Source organism: Mucilaginibacter sp. 22184 (assembly GCF_052045695.1).
Classification (GTDB): domain Bacteria; phylum Bacteroidota; class Bacteroidia; order Sphingobacteriales; family Sphingobacteriaceae; genus Mucilaginibacter.
Map to the genome: position 1 here is coordinate 1 of NZ_JBQEPI010000015.1, position 17,196 is coordinate 17,196.

At 43.1% G+C, this 17,196-nt stretch carries 24 protein-coding genes and 1 pseudogene; 17 read left to right on the forward strand and 8 right to left on the reverse strand.

The window, feature by feature from the left end; all coding sequences use genetic code 11:
• Positions 1 to 260: pseudogene (locus tag ACTJKG_RS25920) on the reverse strand (cytochrome b/b6 domain-containing protein); the annotation flags it as partial.
• A gap of 208 nt (positions 261 to 468) precedes the next feature.
• On the opposite strand from ACTJKG_RS25920, the gene ACTJKG_RS25925 reads away from it, so the two are divergent.
• The 6 genes from ACTJKG_RS25925 (at position 469) to ACTJKG_RS25950 (ending at position 5,962) form a co-directional block, all read left to right on the forward strand.
• The gene (locus ACTJKG_RS25925; protein ID WP_440740799.1) at positions 469 to 1,143 is read left to right on the forward strand and encodes a response regulator transcription factor; all 675 of its coding nucleotides are present in this window, start codon (positions 469 to 471) and stop codon (positions 1,141 to 1,143) included.
• Positions 1,143 to 2,393, forward strand: coding sequence for a sensor histidine kinase (locus ACTJKG_RS25930; RefSeq protein WP_440740800.1), 1,251 nt, complete (start codon positions 1,143 to 1,145; stop codon positions 2,391 to 2,393). The genes ACTJKG_RS25925 and ACTJKG_RS25930 overlap by 1 nt, the downstream gene beginning before the upstream one ends.
• Positions 2,394 to 2,570: 177 nt before the next feature.
• On the forward strand, positions 2,571 to 3,302 hold the full coding sequence (locus tag ACTJKG_RS25935) for a hypothetical protein (RefSeq protein WP_440740801.1): 732 nt from the start codon (positions 2,571 to 2,573) through the stop codon (positions 3,300 to 3,302).
• A 384-nt stretch (positions 3,303 to 3,686) separates the two neighbouring features.
• Complete coding sequence (locus ACTJKG_RS25940) at positions 3,687 to 4,850, forward strand: ATP-binding protein (protein WP_440740802.1); 1,164 nt, start codon at positions 3,687 to 3,689, stop codon at positions 4,848 to 4,850.
• 236 nt (positions 4,851 to 5,086) lie between these two features.
• Entirely contained in the window at positions 5,087 to 5,395 is a 309-nt protein-coding gene (locus ACTJKG_RS25945; RefSeq protein ID WP_440740803.1) for a hypothetical protein, read from the forward strand.
• Between the two features lie 270 nt (positions 5,396 to 5,665).
• Entirely contained in the window at positions 5,666 to 5,962 is a 297-nt protein-coding gene (locus tag ACTJKG_RS25950) for a nucleotidyl transferase AbiEii/AbiGii toxin family protein (RefSeq protein ID WP_440740804.1), read from the forward strand.
• On the opposite strand, the gene ACTJKG_RS25955 is transcribed toward ACTJKG_RS25950, so the two are convergent.
• The 3 genes from ACTJKG_RS25955 to ACTJKG_RS25965 are packed head-to-tail and all read right to left on the reverse strand — an operon-like array spanning position 5,843 to position 8,425.
• Positions 5,843 to 6,211 (reverse strand): response regulator, encoded by a 369-nt coding sequence (locus ACTJKG_RS25955; protein WP_440740805.1) that lies wholly within the window; start codon positions 6,209 to 6,211, stop codon positions 5,843 to 5,845. The genes ACTJKG_RS25950 and ACTJKG_RS25955 overlap by 120 nt on opposite strands.
• A 40-nt stretch (positions 6,212 to 6,251) precedes the next feature.
• Complete coding sequence (locus tag ACTJKG_RS25960; protein WP_440740806.1) at positions 6,252 to 8,222, reverse strand: PAS domain S-box protein; 1,971 nt, start codon at positions 8,220 to 8,222, stop codon at positions 6,252 to 6,254.
• Positions 8,222 to 8,425, reverse strand: a complete 204-nt coding sequence (locus tag ACTJKG_RS25965) for a hypothetical protein (protein WP_440740807.1) — start codon at positions 8,423 to 8,425, stop codon at positions 8,222 to 8,224. The genes ACTJKG_RS25960 and ACTJKG_RS25965 overlap by 1 nt, the downstream gene beginning before the upstream one ends.
• Positions 8,426 to 8,514: 89 nt before the next feature.
• Between ACTJKG_RS25965 and ACTJKG_RS25970 the strand changes: the two genes are divergently transcribed.
• The 3 genes from ACTJKG_RS25970 (at position 8,515) to ACTJKG_RS25980 (ending at position 9,687) form a co-directional block, all read left to right on the forward strand.
• Positions 8,515 to 8,955, forward strand: a complete 441-nt coding sequence (locus tag ACTJKG_RS25970; protein WP_243483820.1) for an Hsp20/alpha crystallin family protein — start codon at positions 8,515 to 8,517, stop codon at positions 8,953 to 8,955.
• A 235-nt stretch (positions 8,956 to 9,190) separates the two neighbouring features.
• A complete protein-coding gene (locus ACTJKG_RS25975; RefSeq protein ID WP_440740808.1) occupies positions 9,191 to 9,484 on the forward strand; it encodes a hypothetical protein in 294 nt (97 codons plus the stop codon).
• Positions 9,481 to 9,687, forward strand: a complete 207-nt coding sequence (locus ACTJKG_RS25980) for a hypothetical protein (RefSeq protein WP_143013796.1) — start codon at positions 9,481 to 9,483, stop codon at positions 9,685 to 9,687. The genes ACTJKG_RS25975 and ACTJKG_RS25980 overlap by 4 nt, the downstream gene beginning before the upstream one ends.
• Positions 9,688 to 9,820: 133 nt before the next feature.
• On the opposite strand, the gene ACTJKG_RS25985 is transcribed toward ACTJKG_RS25980, so the two are convergent.
• Positions 9,821 to 10,201, reverse strand: coding sequence for a single-stranded DNA-binding protein (locus ACTJKG_RS25985; protein WP_440740809.1), 381 nt, complete (start codon positions 10,199 to 10,201; stop codon positions 9,821 to 9,823).
• 495 nt (positions 10,202 to 10,696) lie between these two features.
• Between ACTJKG_RS25985 and ACTJKG_RS25990 the strand changes: the two genes are divergently transcribed.
• From ACTJKG_RS25990 to ACTJKG_RS26025, 8 genes are all read left to right on the forward strand, one after another.
• Complete coding sequence (locus ACTJKG_RS25990; protein WP_440740810.1) at positions 10,697 to 11,551, forward strand: SDR family oxidoreductase; 855 nt, start codon at positions 10,697 to 10,699, stop codon at positions 11,549 to 11,551.
• A gap of 54 nt (positions 11,552 to 11,605) precedes the next feature.
• Positions 11,606 to 11,785, forward strand: a complete 180-nt coding sequence (locus ACTJKG_RS25995) for a DUF6496 domain-containing protein (RefSeq protein ID WP_440740811.1) — start codon at positions 11,606 to 11,608, stop codon at positions 11,783 to 11,785.
• A 21-nt stretch (positions 11,786 to 11,806) separates the two neighbouring features.
• A complete protein-coding gene (locus ACTJKG_RS26000) occupies positions 11,807 to 12,811 on the forward strand; it encodes an SDR family oxidoreductase (protein ID WP_440740812.1) in 1,005 nt (334 codons plus the stop codon).
• An 82-nt stretch (positions 12,812 to 12,893) separates the two neighbouring features.
• Positions 12,894 to 13,439, forward strand: coding sequence for a YciE/YciF ferroxidase family protein (locus ACTJKG_RS26005; protein WP_243483826.1), 546 nt, complete (start codon positions 12,894 to 12,896; stop codon positions 13,437 to 13,439).
• Positions 13,440 to 13,538: 99 nt separating this feature from the next.
• Positions 13,539 to 13,727: a hypothetical protein gene (locus tag ACTJKG_RS26010; protein ID WP_243483828.1), complete on the forward strand. Its 189-nt coding sequence runs from the start codon at positions 13,539 to 13,541 to the stop codon at positions 13,725 to 13,727.
• A gap of 47 nt (positions 13,728 to 13,774) precedes the next feature.
• Entirely contained in the window at positions 13,775 to 14,455 is a 681-nt protein-coding gene (locus ACTJKG_RS26015; RefSeq protein WP_440740813.1) for a flavodoxin family protein, read from the forward strand.
• A 27-nt stretch (positions 14,456 to 14,482) separates the two neighbouring features.
• The gene (locus ACTJKG_RS26020) at positions 14,483 to 14,782 is read left to right on the forward strand and encodes a DUF3175 domain-containing protein (RefSeq protein WP_090463195.1); all 300 of its coding nucleotides are present in this window, start codon (positions 14,483 to 14,485) and stop codon (positions 14,780 to 14,782) included.
• A gap of 112 nt (positions 14,783 to 14,894) precedes the next feature.
• A complete protein-coding gene (locus ACTJKG_RS26025) occupies positions 14,895 to 15,377 on the forward strand; it encodes a CinA family protein (protein WP_440740814.1) in 483 nt (160 codons plus the stop codon).
• 52 nt (positions 15,378 to 15,429) lie between these two features.
• Here ACTJKG_RS26025 and ACTJKG_RS26030 read toward each other — a convergent pair whose 3' ends face one another.
• The 3 genes from ACTJKG_RS26030 to ACTJKG_RS26040 all read right to left on the reverse strand — a co-directional run bounded on the left by ACTJKG_RS26030 (position 15,430) and on the right by ACTJKG_RS26040 (position 17,196).
• Entirely contained in the window at positions 15,430 to 15,984 is a 555-nt protein-coding gene (locus ACTJKG_RS26030) for a YciE/YciF ferroxidase family protein (protein ID WP_440740815.1), read from the reverse strand.
• 96 nt (positions 15,985 to 16,080) lie between these two features.
• On the reverse strand, positions 16,081 to 16,569 hold the full coding sequence (locus ACTJKG_RS26035; protein ID WP_440740816.1) for a DUF421 domain-containing protein: 489 nt from the start codon (positions 16,567 to 16,569) through the stop codon (positions 16,081 to 16,083).
• A 144-nt stretch (positions 16,570 to 16,713) separates the two neighbouring features.
• Positions 16,714 to 17,196, reverse strand: coding sequence for an inorganic diphosphatase (locus ACTJKG_RS26040; RefSeq protein ID WP_440740817.1), 483 nt, complete (start codon positions 17,194 to 17,196; stop codon positions 16,714 to 16,716).

Below are 17,196 nucleotides of genomic sequence, written 5' to 3' on the forward strand. Positions count from 1 at the left end.
TTCCAGACGCTATCGCCAAGCGCGTGTGCAACTGAACCAGCCTGTTCGTTGCTTACTGTGGCACCGGCATTTTTTAATTGAGTTTTAATCAATGTTGATACAGGTCTTTCATCGGTAATAGTTGAATTGATCAACACGGTAATCAGTGAACCGCTGATAGCAATGGTGTTGGCCCAATGCCATAAGCGCAGTGAAGCAGAATATTTTTTTATAGGCTCGGGATGCCAAGTATCTTTACGGACAGGTGATATAATTGCCATAGTGGTCTTAAGTTAGTGCTGGCTTCTAAAGTCATTTTGACGTTAATCAGATTTGATCTATTGATCTTGATCAATTGTTTGTAAATTACTGAATGAATATGAAGCAAATCTGTAGTCGCGATACGATTATCCAATTAATAAAATGATAGGTCGCATTATACTTCAGGTTCTCTTCAATTTTAAGCTTTACATTTGAATAAAAGCAGCTTTGAAAATCCTGGTAATAGAAGACGAGCAAAGTTTACGTGAGAATATCACAAACTATTTGAATGTAGATGGCAATATCTGCGAGAGCTGTAGCGCGCTAAATCCAGCCCTGCAGAAACTATCAGACTATGATTATGATTGTGTTTTGCTGGATATCGGGCTGCCTGATGGAGAAGGGCTAGATGTGCTGCAATACCTTCGGACCAACCAGAAGAACGAAGGGGTATTGATCATATCTGCCCGGAACTCCCTGGAGGATAAATTAAAGGGACTGGATATCGGAGCTGACGACTACCTGACCAAACCTTTTCATTTAGCAGAGCTCAAGGCCCGCCTGATGGCAGTTTATCGCCGAAAGGCTTTAAATACCAACAATAAGTTAATATTTAATGAAATTACCATCGATGTGCAGGGCCGGACGGTTGAAGTTAATGAAGCCTCTATTATCCTCACCAGAAAGGAATATGATATGTTATTGTATTTCATTGCCAATAAGGGAAAAGTTATCTCTAAAAATGCCATAGCTGAACATTTATGGGGCGATGAGATGGATATGCATGATAACTTTGATTTTATTTATACGCACGTCAAAAATCTGCGCAGGAAGTTATTGGATGCAGGTGGTAAGGACTATTTAACTTCCATTTATGGGATTGGTTATAAATTTATAGGTTAATGAAATTATCGGCACATTATACCAGGACGAGTATTTATATTACTTTGACCGTCTTACTGGCCGGGGCCGTCATCTATTATTTTGCTATTAATTACATTGCTCAACAACAGCTGGACCAGGGACTTCAGCAACAATTGATAGAAGCAGAAGAGTATGTCAGGAGCAGCAATCTGAATCCACAACAGTATGACCTCGATCGCGACCATGCCGTGTTTACCAGAACCAATGAGCAGGAATTACGGAAGCGTTTTTTTGATACTACTTATTTCAACCCTAAGGAGCAGCGGAAAGAAGCTGGACGTGCCGTTGAAGACCTGGTTAAATTAAAGGATACGAATTACAAAGTTGTTATAACCATCTCCAGAGCAGGGCAAAAATATCTCATAGAGGTTATTACCATCATTACACTGGTGCTGCTTGCTGGCCTGTTATTGGTGTTATTTATCACCAATAAGTACATGCTCAACGGGCTTTGGAAGCCATTTCAATTAACTTTGAAGGAGATTAAGCAATTTAACATCGCGGATGTTGACCAGTTTAAAGGAAAACCAAGTAAGGTAGATGAATTTGCTGAACTCAACGAAGCTATTAGGGAAATGTCGTTAAGGGTAACCTATGATTACCTGAGCCTGAAACAATTTACGGAGAATGCCTCTCACGAAATGATGACACCTTTGGCTGTAGTGACTACAAAGCTGGATACGCTGATCCAGGATGAAACATTAAGTGCCGGGCAATTGGAGCAGATCACAGACATTTACGGCTCGATCAATAAATCCACCCGACTTAACCAATCGTTATTATTGTTGGCCAAACTGGAAAATAAATTGATTACCGAAAATGAGTCAATTAATCTGGAGGCAGTACTGTCCGAGAAAATGCTGCAGTTTCAGGAACTGATGCAAACTAAAGCCCTTTCGTTTGAGCACAGCCTACAGCCAAAACGGGTGCTGGCCAGTAGATATTTGATCGATATCTTATTAAATAACCTATTTAGTAATGCGATCAGGCATAATAACCCTGGCGGCATAATTATTATTGAATTGAACGGAGCGCAATTATCCATTAAGAATACCGGTGCTAATCACTCGTTAAATGAGCAATTGATCTTTGAGCGTTTTCAAAAAGGGAAGGAATCGCAGGGTACTGGCCTTGGATTAACGCTGGTTAAAAATATCTGTCAGCATTATGGTTATGGTATTCACTATGAGTATGATTCCGGGTGGCACACTTTTATCCTCAAGTTCTGAAAAACCTTAGGTAATCCAAGATTAAAAGTCCCTGTTCTGTCAATTTTTTAATACAATTAAGATCTACCATCCAACTACAATTTTGCTTCAGATTGCGGAGATAGTTTTAGGACGAATGTGATTTTACATGCGTTTTAAAGCTAAATACTAATGAAATATCTATGCTTGCTAATCCTTATGTTTTCTATCCTGAAACTTAAAGCACAGGACAATTATGAGATCCAGGTTTATGGTTCTGAAACAGTTGAAAAGGGTAGAACAATGTTGGAGCTGCACAGTAATTTTACCCTCAATGGAAGTAAAACGATCACTAATGGTGAGCTTCCAACAAATCATGTAGAACATGAAACCATTGAGATAACCCATGGCTGGACTACCTGGTTCGAAACCGGTTTTTATTTTTTCAATTCTGTGGGAGATGCCGGACGCACTGCTTACGTAGGCTCGCATATCAGACCAAGAGTTGCCGCACCGCAGAGCTGGAACTGGCCCATAGGTGTGAGTATTTCGACCGAATTTGGCTTTCAGAAAAGTGCATTTTCAGCAAATACCAGCACGTTGGAAATAAGACCCATTGTAGATAAAAAATGGAATAAATTATATATTTCCATTAACCCAACACTGGAGAAAAGCTTTAAAGGCCCGGATGAAAACCGGGGATTTACCTTTTCACCTAATGTTAAAGGCAGCTATGATGTAACCAAAGTTGTTGCCCTCGGATTAGAATATTATGGTAGTACCGGGCCCTTTTTTCATTATGACATTTTCAAACAACAGGATCACCAGTTATTCGTAGCAACCGATCTGAATTTTGATCCGCAATGGGAATTTAATGGGGGAATAGGTTATGGCTTTACACAAAATGCAGATAAGGCCATTATCAAAATCATTATAGGCAGAAGGTTTTAAATAATCTCAACTCTTCATCAATTGCTACTTCATTTAAACAACGCAAAGCAACCCATGTTTAATCATCATCTTTTCTTTTCGAGGATAACAAAGGCACTTCGCTTGGGTGCCGGCATTACGGATCCCTCCCCTTTTACTGATTTTCCGATCACTTCATTCAAATCGAGATCGGGTACGGCATCCTCCTTGGCGAAATTGAATTGTTGTGAATGTTTAGAATCCCCACGGACATGCGGGGATTTGGTATCCTTTACTTTCTAGCAGAATTGGTTATCATCCATAGTTTAGTATAAATCTCCATTTTATGTATATTGCCAATTAAAGTCATGTAAATTGAAAGTTTTTGCTATGTAAATTGTAACTTTGTCTGTAATTTCGTAAGAGATGAGCAAATTTATACCAAGGCAGATAGCACCTATTATTAAGGCCCAACAAACAAAATTTCCTGTTTTAGCTGTTACTGGTCCCCGGCAATCAGGTAAGACAACCTTGTTAAAAGAGCTTTTTAGTGATTATCGTTATGTAACACTGGAAAATCCAAATACACGTTCATTCGCATTAGAAGATCCTATTGCTTTTTTGAATCAATACGATCAGAAAGTTATTTTGGATGAGGTGCAACGAGCGCCAGCTTTGTTTTCTTATATACAGAGCAGGGTTGATGAATCCAAAATAATGGGACAATATATTCTATCGGGCTCACAAAACTTCCATTTGTTAAATAGCATTACTCAAACCCTGGCCGGCAGGGTAGCCCTGTTCAAATTACTCCCTTTGGATTTTACTGAATTAAAGCGTGATGACTTGTTAGCAGATTCCTATATCCAAACCTGCGTTAAGGGTTTCTATCCGGCTATTTTCGACAGGGATATTGACCCTGTTATTTTTTATGCAAATTACATTCAAACCTATATAGAAAAAGATGTAACAGAATTAATGAATATCAGGGACTTAAAACTTTTTAGGACATTCTTAGGTTTGTGTGCAGGGCGTGCAGGGCAATTATTAAATTTCAGCGCATTAGCTAATGAGTGCGATATTTCACATACAACCGCTAAAGCTTGGTTATCTATACTCGAAAGCAGCTACATTATATTTCTTTTGCAGCCTTATCATCAAAACTTTAATAAGCGCCTGGTCAAAAGCCCCAAATTGTATTTTTACGATACCGGCCTGTTAAATCATTTGTTAGGAATAAGAACTGCTGAAGAATTGGAAGAAAACAGATTGAAAGGGCACATATTTGAGAATATGATACTGGCTGAATATCAAAAAAAGAACCATCACTTATATCTGCACCAGGATTATTATTTCTGGCAGGATAGTAATGCGCATGAGGTTGATCTGCTAATGACAAAAAGCCAAGGGTTTTCTATTTTTGAGATCAAGGCAACTCAAACCATTAGTACCGGATTATTTAAAGAAATGGATCGTTTTGAAGAAATTGCTGCTCCAGCCGAAGTAAATAAAACACTGATCTATGGCGGTGCTGAAAATGAAAAAAGAACAAAATATAATGTTCTTAGCTGGAAAAATATTTCAGAATAAAGGGCATTTTAAGACAATGCGTTAAGAGGCTGCATCATGATTTATGGTACAGCCTCTTTAATTTACATTTTCATCCCTGCCATATCGCTGTCATTCCCATTTTTTAAAATAGCTTCACTACTCCCAAAGTAATTGCCCAATAAGCAAATTTAATGACATATATTTTGCATGAATTTTCAATGAAAATATTTACATATTGATTATATTATTGCGATCCTCGTAAAAGGAGAATAGCGATGAGCAAATTGGATGAACTTAAAAAACACTTGAAGCGGGGGTATGTTTACTGCAGGGAGGAGCTCGCCCCCTGGTCAAAATCTGTTGACCGGCATTTAGGTGCTCCGGTCGGTGATGGCACACTCCAAAAGCTTTCACAGGGCGTTTATTATTATCCCAAAGAAACGGTATTCGGCCAAACACCGCCGAAAGAAGAGGTACTTGTCCGTAAATTTTTAAAGGATGATCGTTTTTTGCTAACCTCTCCCAATGTTCATAACCACTGGGGGGAAGTTCGATTTTCAGGTAAAGCCACATTTTCCGACTAAGGCGAGTCCTGAATTTTTAATGGTAGACCTAGTCAACGATTTGGATAAACTGGCTGAAGATAATAGGCAGGCCGTATCAAAGAATGTACTGAACAAAGCCCAGTCGACGGACAAAAGGACGCTGAAGCTGTCAGTCAGCACTTATGGGAATGTCCGGGCCAAAAAACTTTTTGAGCCTATCCTGCAACATTCAAACACATAATATGGCTACGGATACTAGAAAATGAGAAAGGAATACAGGCTGGGTTGATCGAAAAGGATTACTGTATTATGCACGTATTATTCGGGTTGAATACTCAGGGTTTTGATTTCGAGCTGAAAGGCGGCACATCCCTATCCAAAGGCTTTAAGATCATCGAGCGATTTTCTGAGGATATCGATATCCACATCAAACCTCCTATCGAGCTCAACGTTACTGAGAATCCTAATAATGTCCATATTCCCGGATCACGACGCCAACATGTACTCATCAACCTTCGCCTTGAACTGATTGATGTCAAAAGGCTTGCTGATAAATCCGTCGCTATGGGTATTTCCCTGGATTTCCCTCTTGCTCCGGTGTGCTGACATCAGCAGAACCGGAATATGAGTGGTAGCCGCATCCTCCTTCAGTTGCCGGCAGATTTCGACGCCGTCGCCGTCCGGCAGCATAATATCCAGTACAATTAAATCCGGTAATTCCAGGGAAAGGCCCTTTTTAAGCGTGTTTACATCTGGAAACAGCTGCACCTGGTAAAGATCATCTTTTAGGATATAATCAATGAGTAACCTAATGTCCTCATCGTCTTCAACAACAAACACTTTCTTAGTGGACATACAATTTCAATTATATGTGATATACGTCTATACGGCTGTTTTAGTTTGTAAAAGCTGGTAGAGAAAATGTAAATGTCGCTCCATGACCCGGGGTGCTTTCTACCCAGATCCTCCCCCCGTGCCGGTCAATAATGTCCTTGGATATGTAAAGTCCCAGGCCAAGCCCGGAGGTCTTTCGCTCCTGCTCTTTAACACGGTAAAACTGGCTAAAAATGTGCTGCTGGTTTTCGGGCAAAATACCGGGACCCTGGTCCTTCACAGAGATGCGAACCTCATTCCCGGTCCTGATAGCAATCATGCTTACCTCTCTGGCGTCCGGCGCATACTTCACGGCATTTCCAAGTAAATTCGTGAGCACCTGTTCTAATCGCATTTTATCGCCCGAGACCCAAAGCTCTCCATCTGCCGCCATTTTCAAATTATAGTGGGCATGGGTCTGTCCAAACGTGTCGGCGATTTCGTCTAAAAGATCCGAAAGATCAAAAGGTTCAAAATTCAACTGTAGTTTACCGGCCTGGATTTTAGATATATCAAAAAGGTCATTGACTAAGTCGTTGAGTTTGGCCAATTGCTTCAGTGCCTTTTCTGCAAAACTTTTGGCAATACCGTCCGGAACCATTCTTTCTAAAATCTGCAAAAAACCGCTCATCGAAGTCAGTGGCGTCTTAAGCTCATGGGAGGCCAGAGCGATAAACTCATCTTTTTTATTGCTCAGATCTTTTACTTCCTCAAAGAGCCTGGAATTATCTATGGCAACGGCAGCCTGTGAAGCTACGGTGACAACCAGGTCCTCGTGCTCTTCTTTAAAAATGCCAGCCTGTTGATGACCAAAAAACAGCCCGCCGATGACCACACCCGAATGGGTAATAACCGGAACCGCAAGGTAACTCACAACCGGCAAATGGCCTTCTGGCATACCAAAATATGGTGAATTTTTTCCATAACGTGGGTCTTTTGTAACGTCATCCACCCGGACCACCCCCTCACCGCTAAATGTTGGATGGAAAATGGCCGTGTTGCGGGGCATGGGGAAATTCTCAAAAGCCGCCCTTGGAGCGCCCGAAATAGTATAAAGCCAATAAGATTCGCCAGCCTGGTCCACCTGGTTATAGAAGAAAGCACCAAAGTCCGCACCGGTAAGCCTGGTAGTGGCATCGGTCACTTTTTGTAAGATGTGTTGCAGATCGAGGTCTTCATTGATACTTTTACTGATTGAATTGAGGATTTCCATACGCTCCATACTTTTAGCGATGGACCGTTCCGCTTCTTTCTGCGCTGTAATGTTCCGGGCAATTTTGGAAGCCCCGATGATTTCGCCGGCTTTGTTGAGGATGGGCGATACCGTAAGTGATATGTGCAGCTGCTGTCCGCCTTTAGTTCTGCGGATAGTCTGGAAATGATCTACTTTTTTTCCGGCACGAATATTTCCTATAATTATATCTTCTTCATCCAGACGTTCCGGCGGTATTAGTAATGAAATATGTTGACCGATAGCCTCCTGCTCCGTATAGCCAAACATTTTTTCTGCGCCGATATTCCAGCTGGTGATGATGCCTTGCAGGCTTTTACCGACAATCGCATCGTCCGAACTGGCGACAATGGCGGCCAGCCTGGCCTGTTTTTCTTCGGCAGTATTTTCTTCGATGATACTGCGGGCAATCTGGGACGATCCTATAACTTGTCCCTCCTGGTCCCTGATAGGCGAAATGGTTATAGACACGGGGATTTCAACGCCTTCCCTGGTTCTGCGAATGGTTTTAAAATGTCCGATCCGCTTCCCTTCCATAATATCACGCATGATCTCCATTTTTTCCTGCTGCCTTTCTTCAGGGATCAGCAAGTAAACAGATTCATCGATTATTTCCTCATGACCATAGCCGAATAACCGTTCGGCTGCCGGATTCCAATGGGTAATCCGCATATCAAGGTCGTGGCAAAATATCGCGTCGTCAATGCCTTCAAAAATAGATTGCAGGGTTGATAGTTCTTGTAAATGCTGAAGTCTGGTCATTAGTGTGCGGTGTGGCCAGAAAACGGCATTATCTGTTCAGTGGCTCCTGTTGTTTGATTTATCTTATCATAACCTTTAAAACGCAGAAAGGTTTTAAGCCTTTGAAAGAGGTCAGGCCGATGAAAATCTGGCAGCGACGCTGTAAATTTTTCAGCTGCTCGCTGCAAAAATTTCAGTTTTAATTCCATTTCTGGCTTTGGCATTTCACTTGTAGTATTACTGCCGAACAACCGTTCTTTAAGTTTAATGAATAAATGGTTTGATCCTTTTAAAAACAATTAAAAGAAAAATTATGACATTGGTTAAATTTAATCCTGAAAAAAGAAACAGTTCACTATTACCAGGTTTTAGTGATGTTTTCGATTCTATTTTTAATGACACCTTTTTTAATGACCGTATGGTAACCCGCGTACCTGCTGTCAACATCAGCGAGACGGAAAACAACTATCATGTGGAACTGGCTGCACCGGGTCTGAAGAAAGAAGATTTCAAACTGAACCTGGAACGTAACGTACTGAACATTGCAGTTGAACAAACCGCCAGTCAGGAAGACAACCAGAAAAATTACAGCAAACGCGAATATAGCTACAGCTCGTTCGTGCGTTCTTTTACGCTGCCAGAAAGTGCGGATGACAGCCAGATCAGCGCAAGTTATACCGATGGCATACTCCGCATCGATATTGCCAAGCGCGAGGAAGCAAAAAGCCTGCGCAGGCAGATCGAAATAAAATAATCGACTCCATCATATATCCGGAAAGGCTGCCGTCATGGCGGCCTTTTTCAGGATATACTAAGAAGTTAGTTTAATTATAGTGGGACTTTAAATTTAAAGTTATTCGATTTAACCGCTTTGCTGACGCCCAAATACGCGGCCGGATGGCTGCTTTTAAAAGGACAGCATCTGATATGTGCCAGCGTTAAAAAAGCAAGTGCTCCTCTTGCAATGGCCCTTTCATTTATAAACCGCTATGAAAACACAATTCTATATTTTATTAAGCCTGAAGACGCCGCGCGGCTTTGTCGACTATGGACAGTACTTCTTCGGTGACGACCGCGGTACCGCCTATGAGTTATTCGGGCAGTTAAAATGTCACCAAAATTTAAAAGATTCTTGCCTTTTACATATTGACCTGATGGAAACCGTCGATGAACTACCGGTAAAGGTCAAAACCATCTGCTGTACGCTGGATGAATTGGCTTACAATTGTAAATTGATCGCAAGAGAGGTTTTTCGCTTAAAGAACCTGGAGGAAATGGAATGATGAATAAGTTATTTTTACTTAGAACACTGATCATCTCCATGATGATCTGCATGTTGATCTTTGACGTGCTGCGGATAATGAGCCATTCGGCTGATGCCTTTCCCGAGCATAAAAAGCTATTACTGACCGGGATTTTATTATGGATCGTTTCCGTAATTACTAACCAGGGCAGTAATGACGACGATTGGGCAGGAGAGATTTAGGAAAATCTGGCCGATTAAAAAATTGCAGAATGCGGCAAAGACTAATATTTGAATAAATCTGCGGCATCTCGAAGCAGCCGCCAACAGGCATTATGTCCATTTCCCTCTCAAAGCGTGTAGTAGCTGAATGCTTCTACTTCTGTGAATGAGTCACATTTTCCAGCAATTCATCGATTTCAAAATCACTACTTCGCCCCAATAATGTAAAGGTTTCTGAAATAATTTTCGTAGTGTAACGCCTAATACCTTCTTTATCTTCAAAAGAACGTGTACGGCATTTACCTTCTACATATATCAGTTTTCCTTTATGGAGTGTTCTGTGGCCCGCTTCCGCCGGTGACCGCCACATCACGATGTTGTGCCATTCTGTATGTTCTGTCTTAACACCGTTTTTCATAATAATCTCGGACGTGGCAAGCGGAAAACTTAAAACGGCGATATTGTCTTGTAAATATCTTAATTCCGGGTCTTTTCCTAAATGGCCGACCAGGATAACTTTGTTGACTCCTGACATAGCTTTTGAATTTAAGGTTATTTCAATTTCCCCAATGTGATAACACCAGTTACCGCATTGGTTTTTAAACAATTAGCCTTCTTGATATTCTTTAAAGCTGAAATTGAAATCTCAGAGTTCTGCTCGTCAGCCTCTATACCTCATTGAACACCTCTGTTCTAAATTAATGACACATATAGTCGATTTTAGTACAATTATTAAATTAAAAAGAAATAATTTTAAGTATAGATAGCTAAAATGTAAAATATTTTTACTCATATATCCACTACTGGAATAATATTGGAGGTGATTTATTCAGATTATTTTGCCGCTCCCGCCCGCTTTCTGCCGCCGCCAATTTTACTCATTTATCAAAGAATGAATCTGTATGATGCAAGCAGTAATTTTTCATAAATCAGGCAGCATTGCCAATAAAGAGAGTTTATGCAAATAGTTGATCTGCCATTCCGGGCTAAAATTGAAAAAGTAATTTGAAGGAGAAAACATTTGACCGATATGGAAACGAAAACAAAAAAGCCACAAAAACAGGATCGCCAGAGGGGTATTGAAGCGGAGATGGATCCGAAACCGGAATATATTAAGGATAGTTACAAGGCCGCCGGCAAACTCCAGGGCAAGATAGCCCTGATCACAGGTGGTGACAGCGGCATCGGCCGGGCTGTCAGCGTCCATTTTGCCGAAGAAGGTGCGGATATAGCCATCGTTTACCTCGATGAAGATAATGACGCCGAAACAACCAAAAATTTGGTGGAAGCCGCGGGCAGAAATTGCCTGCTTATCAAAGGAGATGTGAAGGATGCTGCCTTTTGCAAAAACGCGGTCGAAAGGACCGTTAAGAAATATGGAAAGCTGAATATCCTCGTCAATAATGCAGGAATGCAATTTCCACAAAAAGATGTCAAGGCGATTGACCCCGAGCAGTTGGACACCACTTTCCGCACCAATATATTTGCTTATTTCTACTTCGCTGAGGCAGCAGTGGTGCATATGCATGAAGGTGATAGTATTATCAATACCACCTCGGTAACCGCTTACCGTTCCTCTCCTTCGCTGATTGATTACTCTTCGACTAAAGGAGCTATTACAACCTTTACGCGCTCACTCGCAACAAATCTTGTTGAAAAAAAGATCCGTGTAAATGCTGTTGCTCCCGGGCCGGTATGGACACCCCTGATCGTATCCACCTTCGATGAGGAAAAGATCAAAAGTTTTGGAAGTGAAACAGCCATGAAACGGGCTGGACAGCCTTCGGAGCTTGGACCTGCCTATGTTTTTCTGGCTTCGGATGATGCTTCTTTTATAACGGGCCAGGTCATCCACGTAAACGGTGGTGAAGTAGTCAACGGATAAGGTTATATAATCAACGGAATCGTTTATACTATGAATAACAATTAAATCAAAAAAATGGCAAAGTATTCAGAAAAGGCACAGGACAAGGTCCACAAAGCCTTACATGAGGAAAAAGAAGGAACACTAAAAAGTGGCAAAAGCTATAAAAAAGTAACGTCCAGAAAACAAGCTGTGGCAATCGGATTGTCGGAAGCCCGCAAGGAAGGCGCTAAGGTTCCAAAAAAGAAATCATAACAAAATACATCCTACACTACCATGAACGAAGAACATAAAATCACCCGGCGGCAAGCGGTCGCCGGGTTAGGTGCCACTTTAGCTGTCGCGGCAGTAGCACCTGTCTTCGCAGCAGGCGGTAAAACAAACAGTATAATGGAAGCAAAAGCATTAGAAGATCCGATCACCAAATACCCCAAGCCGCCTTTTGAAGGCCAGTCACAGCCCTGGCCAGGCTTAGCCAGTAAAATGAACCCCAAACCGGATCACGGCGAAAAAAGCTATAAAGGTTCGGGACGGTTAGCTGGTCGCAAGGCGTTGATCACCGGTGGCGATTCGGGGATGGGACGAGCTACCGCCATAGCCTACGCCCGTGAAGGTGCTGATGTGGCGATCAATTATTTCCCGACAGAGGAAGAAGATGCCAAAGAGGTGATCGCATTGATCAAAGCTGAAGGCCGAAAAGCCATCGCAATTCCTGGCGATCTGCGTGATGAAGCTTTTTGCAAAAAACTCGTAGACGAGGCGGTTAAGGGTTTGGGCGGTTTGGATATTGTAGTAAATAATGCAGGGAGGCAGCAAAGCAACCAGTCTATTTTGGACATTTCTACAGAACAGTTTGACTGGACGATGAAAACCAATATTTATGCTCCTTTCTGGATCATTAAAGCGGCTTTGCCGCATTTACAGCCAGGCTCGGTTATCATCGGTACCACTTCTGAACAGGCTTACGATCCTTCACCCGATCTTTATGATTACGCGCAAACAAAGGCTGCGACAATGAATTATGTCAAGTCGCTGGCAAAACAATTAGGGCTGAAAGGCATCCGTGTAAATGGTGTCGCACCCGGACCGATCTGGACACCGTTACAGGTTAGTGGCGGTGCCAGCCAGGAAAAGCTGAAGCAGTTCGGCGGACAAACACCATTGGGTAGACCCGGACAACCCGCAGAACTGGCCTCTATCTATGTACAATTGGCTGCCTCAGATGCCAGTTACGCAACCGGACAGATCTATGGTTCATCCGGCGGCTCGGGACAGCCTTAATACATAGCGGCTCGCCTGGCCATGATCCAGGCATCGATCCAATTTAAAGAAATTACTAAATCATTTATCAAAAACAAATATCATGGAAACACAAACCGCACAGACTACCGATTCAAAACTCAGGGAGTTTTTTGTCGATCAATTAGAAGACTTGCTTTGGGCAGAAAAAAAACTGGTTAAAACCTTGCCGAAATTGCAGGAAGCCGCTACATCCGCCGAACTGAAGGATGCCTTCGGCAATCACCTCACACAAACTCAAAACCATGTTACCCGGTTGGAACAGGTCTTTGGTCTGATTGGCGAAGACGTGGACACCACCAAATGCGCGGCGATGGCCGGTATTGTTGACGAAGGCGAAGATATTATAGATGAAACCGAAGAAGGCACCGCGCAACGGGATGTAGGTTTGATCTTCGCCGGACAAAAGGCAGAACATTATGAGATCGCCACATACGGCGGCATGGTCACACTGGCTAAAACTTTAGGATATAATGATGCGGCCGACCTCCTGGTCCAGACCCTGGAGGAAGAAAAGGAAGCAGACAACCTGCTGACCCAGATCGCTGAAAATAATATCAATTACCAGGCAAGCACCGAACCCAAAGAAGACAAGGGATTTTTTTCCTGATCTTTTTACAGCGCCTGTCATCAGGCAGGCGCTGCCGAACGCAAATGGAAAACAAGGGTGAAATGAAAGCGTATTTAGGAAACATTTAAAAATTAGCTTATGCCATGGTATAACGGAAACTACCCGCCATCTTATAAGAACCAACCTAAGAAAATCAGGGAAAAGGCAACGGAGATCGCCAATGAAGTGTTGCGAACAACCGGCAATGAAGGGGAAGCAATAGCGACTGGTTTAAAGCAGGCGCGCGCTCATTTTGCAAAAGAAAAAAAGAAGAACAGTGATAGCTGAATCACATCAGGCTGTTATTTTTCTAACTAATTATTAAAACAAACTTCATGAAAGCATTACTTATAAACTGTACGCTCAAACGCCATCCAGATTTTTCCAACACAGGCGCATTGGCTGACAAGGCGGCAAGCCAGCTTCGTGAGCAGGGGTTTGAAACGGAGATTATCCGTCTTAATGATTACCAGGTACTTACCGGTAATTCTTCTGATGAAGGAGGGGGTGACCAATGGCCGCTTATCCTGGAAAAGATCAAATCCTGCCAAATTTTTATTATCGCCACGCCCATCTGGATGGGACACCTGGCCTCGACCGCTCAAAAAGTGATTGAACGGTTAGATGCTATTTTCCGGGACGAAGAACTGAGCAGTCAAGAAAACGGACAATATATGCCCTATAATAAAGTAGGCGGCTGCCTGGTTACCGGCAACGAAGACGGTGCCCATAGCTGCGCCGCGCAAGTACTCTGGGCTTTGCAGGAAGTGGGCTTTACAATTCCACCAAATGTTAACGCCTATTGGGTTGGTATGGCCGGAGGAGAAAAAGATTATGTGGAAGCTGGCGGCGAACGGTATTTATATACCAATAAAACCTTGCGTTATATGACCGCAAACCTGGCCTGGTTTGCCAAATTATTAGCCGCTAACCCTATCGGTACCAATCTACTGGAAGAGGATAAAAAAGCGGAAGCAGAAAGCGACAAGCAAGAAGGTTATTATCAACGATACTAAAATCATTTACTGATAAACTATACTTCTATGACTACGAAAACAAAAAAAACAGTAAACAAATGGTCTGCAGATGTTACAGAGCACAGCGATGCGATGGATCTGGAGAAAGATATTTTTAAATCCGGAGATCCGGATAAGATCGCGGCATCAGTAAAACATTCGGCGGAGACAAGCAAACGGCGAAAATCTTCGCCTTATCAAAGCGCGATGTCTATGCTGACCTTTTACGAGAACCGGGCCGGGAAGAACTTAAACGCAGACGAAAAAGACACGCTGGAAAAAGCAAAGGATAAGCTGAGGGAGTTATTCGGTAAGGACGATAAGTGATAAGTAGTAGTCGGTCTGTATACGGAATTTATGATTGTTGAGAAAAGACCTGATGCTTGCGCCAAATGTCTGTATATCCAAACCATTTTCAGAGCCAGATCGTTAAATATAAATGGCGGAAAGCAAAATCATCGGTTGCAGTAAACTCATAGCTCAACGAGGGCTGAGTATCGCTTTTGCAGAAAGCGCGACAGCGGGCTGGCTCTGCTCCGAATTTGCGCTGACCGAAGAATCTGGTAAAGTGCTTAAAGGGGGCATTGCCTGTTATGACGCGAGTTTGAAAGTCAGTTTACTAGGTGTACCACAGGAACTCATTGATAAATACACGCCGGAATCGATGGAAGTGACCCGGGAGATGGCTTGCCGCTTAAAAACAATAATCGATTCGGATATTCAGGTAACCGTTACCGGCCTGACCACTCCCGGCGGCAGCGAAACACCGGAGAAACCGGTCGGCACCATGTTCGTTTTTGCTTTGATCTGTGGTCGTGAAGCCAGCTTCCGTCAAGTGTTTTCCGGTTCCTGTGAGGAGGTCATTCATCAGACCATCGAGGCGACCGCTGAACTTTTGATCGCGGCGCTAAGCAAAACTTAAACAAAAAAGGGATACCTTCCGGTATCCCCTGAAAGATCACAATTTGCTTCTTTTATTCTACTTCAGCGGCAGCGGCTTCATTCACATAATTTTCGGCTACTTGGGTCAACAGGGTATCGGCATTTTTTTCTTCAGCTAAGGTTTCGTCAAACAGGTTCTGTGCTTCACTATAGCCCAGGGTTCCGGCTAAGGTGCGCAGGGTACCATAAGATGCGATCTCGTAATGTTCTACCTTTTGAGCAGCAGAAATAATAGCTACATCCCTTACTTCTGTGCCTTTGTCTGTATCGGACAGTAGTTCAGTAGCTTCGTTTAGCAGGCCTTCCATGGCCAGGCATTTCTTAGCCACTGCTTTTTCACCGATCGAAGCGAAAGCGCTTTCCAGACGGGTCACATGGTTCTTGGTTTCTTCCAGGTGGTTGCTAATGGCTTGTTTAAGGTCTTCCGAGGTCGCTCCCTTGATCAGTTTCGGCAAAGCGGAGGCTAAATGTTTTTCCGCCCAGTAGATGTCCTTGATCTCATCAATAAATAATTCTTTCAGCGCACTTTCAGCTTCTGGTGTGCGGCTGGCTGCTGCTGCAGACTTTTTGTTGCTTTTTGTAGGCATGATTGTAGATTTTATTTTGGTTAAAACTATAATGAACAACGCTGTTGTTAAAAAAACAAGAAGCGTTCCAAACTCCCTGAAAAATCAGAACAATTTTCATTTTTTCCGGATTGCGCTGATCTCGCCGTTTCTTTCCATATAAACTGTTTCAACCCCCTCCATATCTTCGGTTAGCGCTGACTTCCGGACACCCTGCATGATATCTTCTTCACACACTAACCCTTTTTCCATATGGCTTTTAATGAACTTTCCCTGATCAAATAGCAGGATTTTATCGCCTTCCACAAAGCGGCCGAATGCCTTATGATGAACGATCAGCCAGCCAAAGACCCGGTGCAGGAAAACAATCACAAAACAGCAGACGATTACCGGTACAAAAGCTGATGCACCCACAACCGCCCGGCTCATGATGGCTCCCAGTGAAATGGTAATAATGTTGTCGAGCGGCGTCCGCACGCCAAACGAGCGGCGTCCCGAGACGCGGATGAGCAGGAAGGCAATTATAAAAATGACTACGCCCCGGCTGCTCATCTGCAGGGCATTGAGGTCTTTGCCCTCACCAAAAATTTTTAACAGCAGTTCCATAGCAATTGATTTGATTCTTATTTAATTCATTTACCGCAGACAGCTGCGGGCTTCTTTAATTCCGCAGCCGGCTTACGGTTAACGAGCCAGGCGGTACTTTACAGTGATGCCAGCATGACCGGTATGAGCAGCTGCTTTATTTCTTCACTCACTTAATAATTTGGCGGCCTGCGGGGCGTTTAGCCTCGCAGTCACGTTAAATTTCTTGCCCGCCTGTTCGTTATAATTTTTGAAAAAGGCTTCGAGCTGGTCAATGAGAACCTGTGGCAGTTCCTCCAGTGTATGGATGTCCGAGTATAACAGGGAAACATCCGGGATGCCGATAAAACGGTCATTCCGTACCTTGTGCCCGTTCCGTTCGGTTTGCTCTGCTTTTAGCCCACCGATGATCCGGCAATCTACCAGGCAACCGGGGAAAGCGGAACCTTCAGAGATCACGATGATATCCAGCGGGTCGCCGTCCTCACCTTTGGTTCCCGGGATCATCCCGAAATCAAAGGGAAAGACAAGTCCGGCGGGCAGGATCTTATTCAGTTTAAAACGTTTTTCCGCCGGATCATAGTCGAACTTCTGGTTCGATCCCTTCGGACATTCGATCATCGCGGTGATTGTAGTTGGCTTATTCAT